At 35.3% G+C, this 14,524-nt stretch carries 11 protein-coding genes, 1 pseudogene and 1 riboswitch; of the genes and pseudogenes, 7 read left to right on the plus strand and 5 right to left on the minus strand.

Features of this window, described 5'->3' with window-relative positions; all coding sequences use genetic code 11:
* Positions 1–934: 934 nt before the first annotated feature.
* The gene (locus J6569_RS07210) at positions 935–2,485 is read left to right on the plus strand and encodes a hypothetical protein (protein WP_085164156.1); all 1,551 of its coding nucleotides are present in this window, start codon (positions 935–937) and stop codon (positions 2,483–2,485) included.
* A gap of 207 nt (positions 2,486–2,692) precedes the next feature.
* On the opposite strand, the gene pssA is transcribed toward J6569_RS07210, so the two are convergent.
* Together pssA and ydiK are read right to left on the minus strand one after the other, a co-directional pair.
* On the minus strand, positions 2,693–4,048 hold the full coding sequence (gene pssA, locus J6569_RS07215; RefSeq protein WP_174798029.1) for a CDP-diacylglycerol--serine O-phosphatidyltransferase: 1,356 nt from the start codon (positions 4,046–4,048) through the stop codon (positions 2,693–2,695).
* Between the two features lie 181 nt (positions 4,049–4,229).
* On the minus strand, positions 4,230–5,282 hold the full coding sequence (gene ydiK, locus J6569_RS07220) for an AI-2E family transporter YdiK (RefSeq protein WP_174798030.1): 1,053 nt from the start codon (positions 5,280–5,282) through the stop codon (positions 4,230–4,232).
* Between the two features lie 100 nt (positions 5,283–5,382).
* On the opposite strand from ydiK, the gene eco reads away from it, so the two are divergent.
* The 6 genes and pseudogenes from eco (at position 5,383) to ribB (ending at position 11,853) form a co-directional block, all read left to right on the plus strand.
* On the plus strand, positions 5,383–5,877 hold the full coding sequence (gene eco / locus J6569_RS07225) for a serine protease inhibitor ecotin (RefSeq protein ID WP_085164162.1): 495 nt from the start codon (positions 5,383–5,385) through the stop codon (positions 5,875–5,877).
* A 339-nt stretch (positions 5,878–6,216) separates the two neighbouring features.
* The gene (locus tag J6569_RS07230; protein WP_065589183.1) at positions 6,217–7,326 is read left to right on the plus strand and encodes an extracellular solute-binding protein; all 1,110 of its coding nucleotides are present in this window, start codon (positions 6,217–6,219) and stop codon (positions 7,324–7,326) included.
* Between the two features lie 101 nt (positions 7,327–7,427).
* Complete coding sequence (gene potG / locus J6569_RS07235) at positions 7,428–8,564, plus strand: putrescine ABC transporter ATP-binding subunit PotG (protein ID WP_081296719.1); 1,137 nt, start codon at positions 7,428–7,430, stop codon at positions 8,562–8,564.
* 318 nt (positions 8,565–8,882) lie between these two features.
* Positions 8,883–9,755 (plus strand): annotated as a pseudogene (locus tag J6569_RS07240) (ABC transporter permease subunit); the annotation flags it as partial.
* A 243-nt stretch (positions 9,756–9,998) separates the two neighbouring features.
* Positions 9,999–10,757, plus strand: a complete 759-nt coding sequence (locus J6569_RS07245) for an ABC transporter permease subunit (RefSeq protein WP_141671346.1) — start codon at positions 9,999–10,001, stop codon at positions 10,755–10,757.
* 109 nt (positions 10,758–10,866) lie between these two features.
* Positions 10,867–11,044, plus strand: a riboswitch (FMN riboswitch).
* 161 nt (positions 11,045–11,205) lie between these two features.
* Positions 11,206–11,853: a 3,4-dihydroxy-2-butanone-4-phosphate synthase gene (gene ribB, locus J6569_RS07250; protein ID WP_174798031.1), complete on the plus strand. Its 648-nt coding sequence runs from the start codon at positions 11,206–11,208 to the stop codon at positions 11,851–11,853.
* 122 nt (positions 11,854–11,975) lie between these two features.
* Here the strand turns inward: ribB and J6569_RS07255 are convergent, their stop codons facing one another.
* Genes J6569_RS07255 through J6569_RS07265 form a run of 3 tightly spaced genes read right to left on the minus strand, consistent with a single transcriptional unit; the run spans position 11,976 to position 14,207 of the window.
* Positions 11,976–13,076: a M20 peptidase aminoacylase family protein gene (locus J6569_RS07255; protein WP_174798032.1), complete on the minus strand. Its 1,101-nt coding sequence runs from the start codon at positions 13,074–13,076 to the stop codon at positions 11,976–11,978.
* Between the two features lie 14 nt (positions 13,077–13,090).
* The gene (locus J6569_RS07260; RefSeq protein ID WP_065589180.1) at positions 13,091–13,558 is read right to left on the minus strand and encodes a YjiG family protein; all 468 of its coding nucleotides are present in this window, start codon (positions 13,556–13,558) and stop codon (positions 13,091–13,093) included.
* On the minus strand, positions 13,551–14,207 hold the full coding sequence (locus tag J6569_RS07265) for a nucleoside recognition domain-containing protein (RefSeq protein WP_296318145.1): 657 nt from the start codon (positions 14,205–14,207) through the stop codon (positions 13,551–13,553). The genes J6569_RS07260 and J6569_RS07265 overlap by 8 nt, the downstream gene beginning before the upstream one ends.
* Between the last annotated feature and the right edge of the window lie 317 nt (positions 14,208–14,524).

The following is a 14,524-nucleotide window of genomic DNA, read 5'->3' on the forward strand; positions in this document are numbered from 1 at the left end:
GTTGTTACCTTCTCTTATTTTTAGTTTATCATAACAATGACCTTATAAAACTGGTACTAATTAGTGTAGCCGATCCATCCTAATTCTTTTAAAAAGTTAAATTTTTCCTAAATTACTTGATATTAAAAAGATCTATATTTGTTGATATCTAGGACTTCATCCTGAAATAGCAAAAAAATTATTTGGCACTGGCATTACATTTATGCCAGTAGTTGTCTCAAAATTACTTTCTTAAAAGATCAAAAATAAAAAAAGAATGTTTAATCAATATTCAACATTTATCAGCTTGTCTTGCTCGGTTTAAATCGACTACAAAAACAAGATCTTCAAGCTAGTAGTTTTTAACGACTCGTTGAGATATGAAACGGTATAAACTCCTGAATCTTTTTTACAAGATAATAAGGCATACTAAAGCAATAAATGGGCACATAGTGTAGCCGATCCATGACTATATACTAGGTTCAGAAAATATCTGCCTAAGCCCTATTTTAAAAAAATTAAAGTGAGTATTTCCGTTAAAGGGCTTTTCCATAAATATGGCATGGGTAATTTGACTTTTATAAATGACGATAAAATATAGCGAAAAAATATTTATGCTAAGTTTTTTGTAATGTTTCAATCGTATTCAAGACATTACAATAAATTAACAAAATACTAGCTCTTTAGTGTTTAACCAGCTATAATTTCGACGCATTATTTAGTATAATACAGCTTATTAAATAAGCAAATAATCATAAAAACACAAATAAAACAACAAATTACTTGACAGGTAGAATGTTATGCGCTATCATAATAGGCACCAGGCACCAGGCACCAGCACTGGCAACCCTACGCCTTAAATCTTTTTCAATTTCACAGTGGTCAAAAACAGATTCGATTCTTATTTTTATCACCAAATCTATCGAAATCGATAAAGTTGTTGGCAAGGATATCTTTGATTTCTAGATTGCTATCCAAGTCACCGCTGATTTTTGCTCCATTGCTTTTATTGCCTTATTCGCTGAGCTCGCAGGCGTTATCGGCAAAGACATCACAGGTCATTCACGGCTCTGCACCATATTTAAGTATTGATGGTGTAACTAAAGTTGCTAGTATGGAAGATTTATTGGGTATAAGACTACCAAATATTAGTTATATTCCTCAGGGAGCAAATAGTGCACTTTATCCCAATGCAGTAATAGATCAATCTAACGTAGATGCACCAATTGAAATGCCAAATATAACAGATACATTTGCTGATATACAAGCAATAGTACCATTGGTAAATTACCCAAGAATTCAATTAAGCGAATTAATGGATTCACCTTATAATTATGGTCGAGACGATGATGGCGATGATAATATAAATGCAACAGGAAATTTAACCATAAAATGGCAAGATAAAAATGGTACAGATATTACAGGAGAAGTTAAAGCAAATCCGAATAGACGGCTAAATCTTTGTGATGGGCCTTATAAACTTACCTTAACAGCAACTGCAAGCACCTTATCGACGCAGTATGGTGTTCCCAATAGTAGCAATTTTACTGGTAATGAGCATAGTTACTATATTAATGCCAATATGAATAGGCCAGTTGCTTGCTATGCGCAACCAAATTTAGCTTACGATGACCATGCTTTTGGTACTACCATTTGGGATATGGATGGTCCAAATTGGGTTTCGTTAAAAGGGTTTAAAGTCACAAATAATAGCAATATAGCAGAAAACTTTCCGACGACAGGATCCGATAGGTTATATTTCTATTTATTATTGGGAGGAATCTCTCCTGAACAAGTTATAGCTGCAAATGGTACAACGGTGAGTGCGGTTAGCGGTAGTGGTGTATCATTATCGTTAAGCAAAGAAAATACACAACATTGGGCTATTGACATTGATAGAATATGTAGAACTTGTATTAGAGATGGTAACCTTTATCCTGGTGGCGAACAAGCACTAAAGATTATATTAAAAGGCCCTTCGATAAATTCAAGTAATAAGGCTTTTTCCCCTTCGTTATTTAAGCTTTACTCTGATGTAAATCATACAAAATTACTGTATAGCTTTAAGATAGAACGTTGGTATATCTCTCAACCAGGAATCACAGTAAGATATGGATATGCGGATGCTCAAAACTTTTGTCGTAATTTAGGTAATGGTTATCGAATTCCCGATATAAATGACTATACCAATGGGAATGGAGCTGGTTGGACAGAAGGTTTACCTGGAAGAAGTATTAATAACTGTCAACGAAAAGTCAGTTATAAAGATATTAGCGGTAAATGGGTTGGCGGACTATTTAACGAGTGGGGTTTTACTGCCAATACTATGAATAATTTCTATGAAGGTAGTGATTGGAATCTCAGTATTGGTAACAACTGGGCTAATGATACAGGATATTGGGCTAATTCATATAATGGCAGTCTATATGGTGTTTATTCAGCCGATGGGGGAATTTTTCTGCAGAGTACAGCTAATAGTCACTTTATGGCTTGTGTTACCCCTTAATTCTATATGTGCTTTTCTTGTTAAAGGCGATATTGCCTTACTGCAATGATTAGAACGCACCTATCTGTAGACCTTTAATATGAAGTCTAGATCAAATTTGCGCTTTTGTTTTTAAACAGCAAAAGCGCTTTTTTCTCAAAATTAGTTGAAAAAACATTGTTTTTATTATGCTTTTTAAGAAACCTTTTCTTTCAAAACATCTTACCTTTACAACAACCGCTTAATAATCCTATCCACTTTAATGCGGCTTAGTCGCTTTATCAACTTATGAACTTGACTTGGATAAAATTGACTCGCTTGGATTTGTTGAAAATGTGTGATCAATGTGGTTTTTTGACGAATAGTGTCAAGTTCTTGGTTAAATTTATGGCTTAATTCTTGCTTTGGATCATGTATTAATATGCCATTTTCCAGATCAAGTCGCCAAGCGCGTGGATTTAGGTTGTTGCCTGTTATAAGTACCCAAGTATTGTCCACCCAGATACCTTTAAGATGATAGGTTTGCTCTCCATCCTTCCACAGACGTATGATAAGTTGCTCTTTGTCAATAAAAGATTGTAGGCGCTCAATAAAGCTTCTTAAATTGATTTCGTATAAGTAGGGTAATCCACCCGATATGTTAAAAGGTTGGTCTGGTGGAATATAAAAATCATTTGCTTCTTTATCACCAATAATCAGTTCAACTTGGCGACCTTTACGAAGCAAGCGAATGATATCGCGAACTAGGATGTTAGGCAAATTAAAGTACGGCGTGCAAAATATGATTTTTTGTTCGGTTACGTTGATTAAATGATGGATGATTTTGTTGAGCGAGTTATTGCGACCAAGCCCCATTATTGGTGCAACCGATAAGGTGTTGTTGTCGGTATTGCTGTTATATTGGTAGTTGGTATTCATTAAGTGTTGGCGTAGCTCTTTAATTTCAGACTTAATTTGTTTGCGGGTTTTATGGGTGCCAGTATTAAGTAGTTGCAACGCTTGATATGGTAAAAAGTGGTCGTGAATAAACTGCACCATGCTGTCTGCTAATAGTGGGTTAGTAATAAAGTGATAACGGTCGTAACGGTATTTTTCACGCTTGTGTAGGTATACGTTATTAATGCTAGCTCCACTGTAAATGACAGTATTATCAATAATAAAACCTTTTAAATGCAGTACGCCTAGTACTTCACGACGATTGACAGGTACACCATAAATAGGAATGTCAATATCTGGATATTGCTGTTTTAGTTGGTAATAATAATTTGCGTTGGTATGGGCTTTGTCTTCGCCAATTCTTCCGCGTTGTGCACGGTGCCAGTCAACAAATATTTTGATATCTAAATTAGGGCGTTGCCGTTTGATTTGGTACAGTTCATTAAGAATTTCTTGACCTGCCTCATCTTGCTCTAGATAGAGCGCAACTATATAAATTCGGTGCTGAGCTCTTTTTATACTTTCAATTAAAGCCAGTCGATATGCTTTTGGGGTATAGCAGATATGATATTGCTTGGCGTCTTGCTGAATTTTACCTAATTCGTCAAGATGCTTTTGGTGATTGTATTTTATAAATGGTATTCGCATGATTTTTTGTCATTATAACTGTCAAGTTACTTTAGAAACTTGTTTTCTAATATAAGCTAAGCCAGTAAAAATAACACTCCTTTTAATTTGTATGCATTTTAGCTCAGTTGCTTTAAGTTATGTAGCGTATTTAGCAACTTGTTTATGCGCTTATGCTTCTTACTGGATGATAATAAATTGTTTAAGATTGTTCATCAACCCAAGTTTGAATTATTTTGTAAGTTAAAGCTAGTACGACAGGACCAATAAATAATCCCATTATGCCAAAGCCAAGTAAGCCACCAATCACACCAAATAATATAAGTAAAAACGGTAAATTGGCACCTTTTTTTATTAAGTAAGCTCGCATTACGCTATCTAAGGTGGTTAAGATAATTGCCACAACAATTAATACGATACCAGCTATGGTGTTGCCCGCCCAAAATTGCCAAAAAATGCATCCAAGCATTACAATCACAGGACCAATTTGTGCGACACAACAAATAAATAAAATTAGAGTGAGTATACCTGGTAACGGCATGTCGGTTAATATAAAGCTTAATCCACCAATTAAGGCTAAGGTAATGGCAGTAACCACAACACCAAGAGCTACAGCTCGAATGGATTGTCCTGCTAATGTGACAGTGATTTCGCCATATTGTTTTGATAATCGGTTGGCTAGTAGGTAAACGTATTTGGTGATATTTTCGCCTTTTAAAAATAGTAATAGACTAAAAATAATCATTACACCAGCATGAAAGATAAATAGTCCAATATTGGTGGCTTGCTCAAGTAGCCAACCTATCATGGTGCCAATATAAGGTTGTATGCTTGAAACTAAATCAGAGCCATCAGTTTGTATTAAGTTTAACCATTTTTGGTGTAGTTCAGAGCCGAAGGCAGGTACGCTTTCAAGCCAGTCAAGTGTTGGTAGTTTTTGGTGAGATAGCGTTTTTGCCCATTCAATAAGATGGTGACCGTTTTGTGCTACCGAGCTAATAATTAATATGAAAGGTATAATACAAACAAAGGCTAATATTAGTGCCATTACTAGTAGTGATAGCCAGCGTTTGTTAAATAATTTTCGTTGTATTTTTATCATTAAGGGCCAAGTGGCAATTACGACCATCACCGCCCAGAAGAAACCGAATAAAAAAACTTCAACAACACGATAGGTAATAATGATTAGTAAACCAATTATTAACAGGTTTAAAATCAATTTAAGTAAATCGGTAGTATTTTTTTCTGCTGGCATTTTTACACCAATTTTATTAATCTAGATGGTGTTATTATACGCATTATCACTGAAAATTAATACGATGGTGTTTATGATTAATTAGTTAAAGGAGATAAAAATGAAAAAATTATTGTTATTAACATTATTAGGTGTAGCATTAACAGCATGCGCAAATTCACAAAAAACGCAACCTGTTGCACAAAGTGTCAATGATATAGCGCCATTCCCTGCAGCTCAAGTTGGCTATACTCGTTATGCTATTCATTTACCAACTATTGCTAATGAAAACAATGCGAAAGTTGAGGTGATCATTGGTAAAGAAATGAATGTTGATTGTAATTTGCAAAATTTAGGTGGTGTAGTTAAGCAAGAAGAGCTTAAAGGTTGGGGATACTCTTATTACGTAGTTGAAAAGACTGTTGGTAACATTTCAACATTAATGGCTTGCCCTGAAGGTACTAATAAAAATCAATTTGTGACAATCAACCATAATTTAGGTTTGTTTAGCTATAACAGCCAATTACCGTTAGTCTTTTATGTTCCGAACGATTTGCAAGTTAAATATCGTGTGTGGCAACCAAATGCTAAAATTATGCAAGCAAGTGCTGAATAATTTTGTTATCTAATTGTTAATTGGTTGTTCCTTACTCCTTGGGTGGTTAAAATACAACCACTCAATCCTTAAACTTTCAATATTTGATTTTTTAAGTGGACATCTTTAAAAAAAAAGGTATTTTATCCCTCGTAATGCAAGGTTAGCTCTACTAGTTCATTTATGTTATTAATGACTTGTGATTGCCTGATTACCTCGGTTTCGCTAGATGGTTGTTACTTTGATAATTTTTATTATTGTTAACAATGTCGATAGTAAAATTTGGGGGTCCGTTGTGTCTTTGCAATGGGCTTGTGTCTAACATGTAATATCCCTACAACTAGAGGAGAAGTGGTGAGCATGTTTACTCAACGTAAAACAATTCTTTCAATCGTGGCTGGTGTTTCACTAGCGTTATCTCAATCTGCTATAGCTAAAGATCGTGTCGTACATTTTTACAATTGGGCAGGGCAAATTGGTTCTAATACGATTTCTGATTTTGAAAAATCGACTGGTATTAAGCTGGTTTATGATGTTTATGATTCTAACGAAGCTCTTGAAGGTAAATTAATGGCGGGTCATTCTGGCTTTGATGTGGTTTCGCCTTCAGATAGCTTTTTAGCTAGACAAATTAAATCTGATATCTATCTTCCATTAGATAAGAATAAATTGCCTAATTGGAAAAACTTAGATCCTAATCTAATGAAATTAATGGCAACACATGATCCTGATAATAAATATGCTATCCCTTATGTATGGATGACAACAGGTATCGGTTATAACATTGATAAAGTTAAAGAGCGTCTAGGTGATAATGCACCAGTTGATAGCTGGGATTTAGTGTTTAAACCAGAAAATATGGAAAAACTAAAAGATTGTGGTGTGGCATTTTTGGATGCGCCTACCGAAATTTTTGCTAGTGCTCTTCAATATTTAGGTAAAGATCCAAATAGTACAGATGCCAAGGATTATACTGGTGCTGCCTATGAGCTGTTAGAAAAAGTTCGTCCAAATATTCGTTACTTCCACTCTTCACAATATATTACCGATCTAGCTAATGGCGATATTTGTGTGATTTTGGGTTGGTCTGGCGATATTTTACAATCACGAGATAGAGCTAACGAAGCAAATAACGGTGTGCATGTTGGTTATCAAATACCAAAAGAAGGTGCTTTAGTCTTTTTTGATACCTTTGCTATTCCAAAAGATTCAGCAAACCCAGATGAAGCTCATGAGTTTTTAAATTTTGTTATGAAACCAGAAATTGCAGCGCAAGTTACTAACGATGTTAACTTTGCTAGCGCTAATCAGGTTGCTAATGAAAATTTTGTAAAACCAGAAGTGAAAAATGATCCAGCAGTTTATCCAAAACCAGAAGTGATGGAAAAACTATTCACTTTAAAAGTTAAAGATCCAAAACTTGAGCGTATAATTACCCGCACGTGGACTAAGCTCAAAACTGGTAAATAATCGATATTTTGTATATCGAATCTTAACTAATAATCCAAGACGGAGAGGCTGTGAGTCTTTCCGTCTCGTTTTTTTTGGCTTGTTGTTATGAGGAAAAAAGAGTGAACGATAAAACAACAAATCAGGTACAGCCTAAAAAAAAGATGATAACTCCTTTATTGGAGATCAAAAATTTAACAAAAGTTTTTAATGATGATTATTATGCCGTTGATGATGTAAATTTGACTATATATAAAGGTGAAATTTTTGCATTATTAGGTGCATCTGGAAGCGGTAAATCAACACTATTGCGTATGCTAGCTGGTTTTGAGCAACCGACTTCGGGGCAAATCATTTTAGATGGAAAAGATTTATCACAGGTTCCGCCTTATAATCGTCCTATTAATATGATGTTCCAATCGTATGCTTTATTTCCTCACATGACGGTTGAACAAAATATTGCCTTTGGCTTAAAGCAAGATAAATTAAGCAATAGCGAAATTAAACATCGAGTTGAAGAGATGTTAGCGCTTGTACATATGGAGCAATTTGGCAAACGTAAACCACACCAATTATCAGGTGGTCAGCGCCAACGCGTGGCTTTAGCAAGAAGCTTAGCCAAACGACCAAAATTATTGTTACTTGATGAGCCAATGGGTGCACTTGATAAACAACTTCGTGATCGAATGCAACTTGAAGTGGTGAGCATTTTAGAACAAGTGGGGGCAACTTGCGTTATGGTTACCCATGATCAAGAAGAAGCTATGACTATGGCTGGTCGTATTGCCATTATGAATAAAGGTCAATTTGTGCAAATTGGTGAGCCAGAAGAAATTTATGAACATCCAAATAGCCGTTATAGTGCTGAGTTTATCGGTTCGGTTAATATCTTTGACGGTATCTTGCAAGATACGTTAGAAGATGGTTTGATTTTGAGTTGTCCTACTATTAAACATCCATTTAAAGTAGATTATGATTCTCCAGCTGTGGAAGGTGTGCCGATTAAAGTTGCTTTGCGCCCAGAAAAAATCCAATTATGTGAGCAATTACCTGAAGATGGTTATAACTGCGCTACAGGTGAAGTTGTTGAAATCGCTTATCTTGGGGATTTATCGATTTATCATGTCAAATTGCCAAGTGGGCAAGTTATTATTGCACAATTGCAAAATGAGCATCGTTATCGTAAAGGAATGCCAACTTGGGGTGATATAGTTAACTTAAGTTGGGAAGTTGACAGCTGTGTTGTGCTTACTGAATAAACAAAAGAGGATATCATAATGCGATCCATTGTATTGGGATTGTTGTTAAATGCATTTGTGTTGCTCAATGTTTATTGGCGTTTTGTAACAACAGGTGCATTTGACAATTTATTTTTAGATGCGCTATTTACCGCAATGACATTGAGCTTTTTATTGTCATGCTTTGGTTGTTTTTTAGCGCATTATAGGTCGTCTAAATTTGCTTATCGGCTTATTATTGCTGGCAGTATTTTATTTATTCCAGCAGGGTTAGTTGTAATTTTTTATACATATAAAAAATTGCGTCAACAGCGAGATGATTCGGATTTAATGACTCTTTATGGACGGTTAACCGTAATTGCGATCCCTTATTTATGGATGCTATTACTGTTTTTGCTACCATTTTTAATCGTATTTAGGATCAGTTTTTCTGAAATTGCTTTAGCTGTACCACCTTATACTGATTTGTTAAGTTATGACGATGGTTTGCTTAATATTACGTTAAATTTTGGCAATTATTTAAATCTAATTAGCGATACGATTTATATTGATTCGTATTTGCAATCACTTAAGATTGCTGCGATTTCAACCGTGCTTTGTGTTTTAATTGGTTACCCGTTGGCTTGGGCTATTTCTCAATGCAAACAGTCAACCCGTAATATTTTATTGTTGTTAATCATTTTACCTTCATGGACATCGTTTTTAATTCGTGTTTATGCGTGGATAGGTATTTTGAATCCTAATGGTTTATTAAATCATTTTTTAATGTGGTTAGGGGTTATTGATCAGCCTTTGATTATTATGAAAACCTACTTTGCTGTATATATTGGTATTGTCTATTCTTATTTACCATTTGTGGTATTGCCAATTTATACGTCGTTAAGTAAGGTCGATTCAACGTTAATCGAAGCAGCATTAGACTTAGGTTGTAAACCGATAAAAACATTTTTTAAGATCATTGTACCTTTAACCAAAAATGGGGTGATTGCTGGGGGGATGTTAGTGTTTATTCCTGCTGTAGGTGAGTACGTGATCCCCGAATTATTAGGCCCTTCCGAAGGAATTATGATTGGTACACAGCTTTGGACTGAGTTCTTTAATAATCATGACTGGCCAGCTGCCTCGGCTGTAGCTAGTGTGATGTTGATGATATTGATTGTACCTATTTATTATTTCAATAAATTTCAAAATCGACAAATGGGAGGTAGATAGATGAACGATTTGCCCGTTATTATGCGATCGGCTTTGATTGTTTTTATCTCGTCATTGCTCGGTGCGATTTTATTGAGTGTTTTGATTTCATCATCGGGATTATCGCTTTTGGGTGAATGGAGCTTTTATTATAGCTGTTTTGTTTTTAGTTTCATTATTACCGTTTTAGTTACCATTGCATTGCTATTCCGGTGTTTGAAAGGACTTATCTTTTTGGTGGTATTTTCGTTTTTATATATCCCAATGATTATTTTGATTGTTTATTCGTTTAATAGTTCGCGTTTGGTGACAGTTTGGGCGGATTTTTCGGTCAAATGGTATTTTGAGTTAATTAATAACGAAACATTACTTAAAGCTGTTGGGCTAAGTTTGTCTATTGCTGCAGGTGCTGCAACTTTTGCTGTTGTGCTTGGTACATTAGCGGCTTATGCTATCATTCGTTTTAGAGGATTCCGAGGCTCTAATTTATTTTCGTTTATGACTACAGCACCGCTGGTTATGCCAGATGTTATTACTGGTTTGGCTTTGCTGTTGTTATTTGTGGGAATGGGACAGGTACTTGGTTGGCCAAAAGACCGTGGCGCTATAACTATTTGGATGGCTCATGCTACATTTTGTACAGCTTATGTGACTGTGGTAATTAGTGCTAGGTTGCGTGAATTAGATAAGTCAATTGAAGAAGCTGCATTAGATCTTGGTGCAAATCCTTTAAAGGTATTTTTTATTATTACACTACCAATGATCGCACCAGCGTTAGTGTCAGGTTGGCTTTTAGCATTTACATTGTCACTTGATGATGTGGTTATTGCTAACTTTGTGACTGGACCAGGTGCTATGACGTTACCTAAATTGATATTTTCAAAAGTACGTTTAGGGGTTGATCCTCAGGTTAATGCTTTAGCAACAATTATATTGCTAATTGTTGGTATTATTGGCTTTATTTCGTGGCTATGGATGCGTAAAGCCGAACGGCGTCGCATAAGTGAAACTCGTAGGCATTAATTAAACTCTGCTCTTTCTATTATTGCCGCTGTTTGCGGCAATATTTCATTTTAAAACTCCGTGTCTTTTTTATCATTTTGTATTATAGTGTGATTCGTCAATTTTTTGGCAAAATTCTCAGGGCGGGGTGTAAGTCCCCACCGGTGGTATAGCCCACGAGCGCTTAATTTATTTTGTTAACTGTGGTAGTTGTTTTATTGCTCAGTTAGATTTTGATAGATTAAGGACAAGCAGATTTGGTGAAATTCCAAAGCCGACAGTAAAAGTCTGGATAAAAGAGAGTTGCTTATCTTTCCAATATTTGCTGAAAGGCAAAGTCATGCTGGTCAAGCACTGCCCTGATTCTGGTATTTTATTTATACTTAATTAATTAGATAGCAAATAGCCATTTGATTTTAATTAGATAAATAATGAAATAAATGAGTTAATAAAAATATAGGTATTTACCATGAATCAGTTTAATTTAAATGAATTTGGAACGCCCATTGAACGTGTTAAAAAAGCAATTGCTTCTATTAAAGCTGGTCAAGGTGTACTAGTTTTAGATGATGAAGATCGCGAAAATGAAGGTGATATTATTTGGGCTGCCGAGTCTATTACCAGTGAACAAATGGCTCTAACTATTCGTTACGGCAGTGGTATTGTTTGTTTATGTTTGCCTAAAAAACGCTGTGATGAGTTAAATTTGCCTATGATGGTAGAAAATAATACTAGTAAAAATAATACAGCATTTACCATCTCAATTGAAGCGGCTAATGGAGTTACAACAGGTGTATCAGCCGCTGATCGCGTTACGACTATTAAGGCTGCTGTGAATGATAACGCCAAACCAAGTGATCTTAATCATCCAGGGCATGTGTTTCCTTTAGTTGCTAAAGAAGGTGGCGTATTAATTCGCCGAGGTCATACTGAAGCATCTATTGATTTAGTGACATTAGCGGGTTTAAAGCCTGCCGCAGTATTGTGTGAGTTAACCAACGACGATGGGACTATGGCAAGAGCGCCAGAGGTTGTTAAATTTGCTAATGAGTATCATATGCCAGTTGTGACGATCGAAGATATTGTTGAATATCGTAACTATTTGGCATTGAAGTGAAAATCCTAACTTAAAAATGTTAAGTGCTTATCAACAGTATTATACAAGTTAGGGAAAGATCTTTTGTTTGTGATTTAAATCATCTTCCGCCGAAGTAAGGTATCGGCGGAATAGGGTGGAAATTAGCCAAGTACTTTTAATGCACAAGCTTTGGTTATTTTGACTCCATTTTCTAATGCTAAAGTGTCAAACTTCATTTCAGGATGATGTAATCCTGGTGTTAGATCAGCTCCTAATCCCCAAAAACCAGCTTTGACATTACGTTCACAAGGATAATTGAAAAAGTCTTCTCCACCTGGGGTGAAAATAGGTTCTTTTAACCCCTCTTTGCCAAGTACATCGACAATGGCTTCGGCAATAATTTTTGTGACATCATTATCAATTTCCGCGGCTGGAATTTCTTTAGTGACATTGATATCCACTTTCGCACCGATAGATTCAACACTGAGTTTTATCGCATTTAACGTTTTGGCTTTTAGTTCATCCATGGCTGGGTTAGTTGGCGCTCTTAGATCCCAGCATACATATGCTTCGGATGGAATAGCATTGGTGACTCCAGCATCGCAAATGCAACGTGTGGCTTTAACACTATAGTTTAAGTTAGGTGCAAGGTGAATGGTGTTAACTGCTTGAATGGCCAGTGTTGCTGCATCAAGGGCATTAACGCCTAAATGAGGTCGAGCACCATGTGCTGGGATACCATGAATATTTACTTCAACTGTGGTGGATGCTGAATAGTACATTGCCGTTGCAGCAAAGCCTTTTGGACATTCATCTTTTGGACGTAAATGTAAACCGATAATCATATCAACATCATCAATAGCTCCTCCTTCAATCATAGCTAAAGCACCTGTTCCAAGTTCTTCGGCAGGTTGGAAGATGAGTTTCAATCGACCTTTTTTGATGTTACCTTCTTTTATTAACTCTTGTGCCGAGCTTAATAATATTGATGAATGGCCATCATGACCGCAGGTATGTCTTGCGCAAGGTTCGCCGTTAATAATATGTCCTAGAGCATCCATATCTGCCCGTAAAGCGAGTACAGGGCCAGTTTTGCCGCTATCGTATTGCGCAACAATTCCTGTTGTGTTATTGATGTTGCGAGTTACTTTATAGCCTGCTTGTTCAAGTTGCTGTGCGATATATGCCGATGTTTTGTGTTCTTCAAATCCCAACTCTGGAATTTGGTGTAAATACTGATAATGTTCTAAAACATTAGACATGTTTATCTCCTTTATTAAACAAAAAATCGCATAATAATCATTGAAACTAATGCATTAAAAATACTGGTTAACATGAGTAATGGCCAGTATTTTTTTGGTACATCGGCAACGCCTAATAATCGTCCCATATACTGTAATTGTGAGCCCATTAAGAAAATAGCTGGGGCTAATATGGTTATTGCTGTTGGATTGATTGTTCCTGCGGTAAATAAGTTAACTGCAACGCCTGTACCTGCTGATGCTGATAACCATGCAGTTAGTAATACGGTAATTGCTTCGCCAGGTAGGCCAAAAATCTCCATTACTGGAGCACAATAAGTTCCTATTAATTGCATTATACCTAAACGTTTTAGTATTTCGGTGATTACAAATGCCATTAAAATATTGGGCATTAAATTATTAATAGCAATGTTGAATCCTTTGCGAGCACCGATTACAAAAATATCTAAAGGGTTATTAGTTTGTTTTTGTGAATTACTCATTGATAAAATCCTTTTTATAAATTGTATTTAATATTAAGCGAACCATTACTGAGCCTACAAATTTAAGCACTAACATGATGACAAGAGGAATAAAAATAGCTACAGTCATTGAGGCAAATAATGCCGAACCAATCGAGAAGTAGTTATTAATTAAACCCGCACCAGAATATTGCCAAGCACTAATAATGATTAGGTCTTTTTTAGTAATTTGCTTTTCGTCATATAACTCTTTAGTTAATACTGCACCAGCATCAGTGCTTTGTAGGTCGGTAATTAATGCAAGTCCAGTTTTACCTGGTACACCTAAAATTGGTTTTAATAATGGTGTTAATAATTTATGTGCAGCACGAATGGTGCCGTAATGGGTAAATATTTCTAACACGCCTAGCGCTAACATAACCGTAGGTATAAGTGATAAGGCAAAAATAAAACCAGCTCTTGCACTATTACCTCCTTCACCCACAAAAGTATTTTTTTCAGGATGTAGCATAGTGCCAAATTTGCCGCTTAAGCTGGTAAAATCAAACGCTCCTAGCCATTCTTTACCTTCTACATTAAAAAATAAGCCTGAAAAAAATAAAATGGCTACTATTAGTGATATATAGGCTTTTATACCAACTTTAAATTCATTATCTGTCTTTTTTGACATGCTGCCTTCCTTTTTCCGAATGTTTAAAAAATATTAAGTATTATTACAATTAACAATATTTAATAAGTATAAAATGTTTATTATACAATTTAGTTAAAAAATGCATCAAAAGTGGTTTTTAGCATTCTATAACGATTTTAGGTTAAATTGAAAAAGATATAACATTTTTTATTTTTTTCTAATAAATTACAAATCTTTATTATATCTTGCATAATTAAGTATTATATAGAGGTGAATTGGTTAGCTTGTATAAGCTTTCTAACATTGAATTGTGTAATTTTGTCCTTGCCATTTATATATCTTCATTATAGAATTAC

Origin of the sequence: Gilliamella sp. (assembly GCF_024104075.1) — a bacterium.
Taxonomy (GTDB): Bacteria; Pseudomonadota; Gammaproteobacteria; order Enterobacterales; family Orbaceae; genus Gilliamella; species Gilliamella bombi.

Bases quoted from the DNA above. Each gene is read 5' to 3' on its own strand.
- eco (WP_085164162.1), top strand. From the start codon at position 5,383: ATGAAAAAATTATTGTTATTAACATTATTAGGTGTAGCATTAACAGCA.
- ribB (WP_174798031.1), top strand. From the start codon at position 11,206: ATGAATCAGTTTAATTTAAATGAATTTGGAACGCCCATTGAACGTGTT.
- J6569_RS07255 (WP_174798032.1), bottom strand. From the start codon at position 13,076: ATGTCTAATGTTTTAGAACATTATCAGTATTTACACCAAATTCCAGAG.
- ydiK (WP_174798030.1), bottom strand. From the start codon at position 5,282: ATGCCAGCAGAAAAAAATACTACCGATTTACTTAAATTGATTTTAAAC.
- J6569_RS07260 (WP_065589180.1), bottom strand. From the start codon at position 13,558: ATGAGTAATTCACAAAAACAAACTAATAACCCTTTAGATATTTTTGTA.
- J6569_RS07245 (WP_141671346.1), top strand. From the start codon at position 9,999: ATGATTATTTTGATTGTTTATTCGTTTAATAGTTCGCGTTTGGTGACA.
- pssA (WP_174798029.1), bottom strand. From the start codon at position 4,048: ATGCGAATACCATTTATAAAATACAATCACCAAAAGCATCTTGACGAA.
- J6569_RS07265 (WP_296318145.1), bottom strand. From the start codon at position 14,207: ATGTCAAAAAAGACAGATAATGAATTTAAAGTTGGTATAAAAGCCTAT.
- J6569_RS07230 (WP_065589183.1), top strand. From the start codon at position 6,217: ATGTTTACTCAACGTAAAACAATTCTTTCAATCGTGGCTGGTGTTTCA.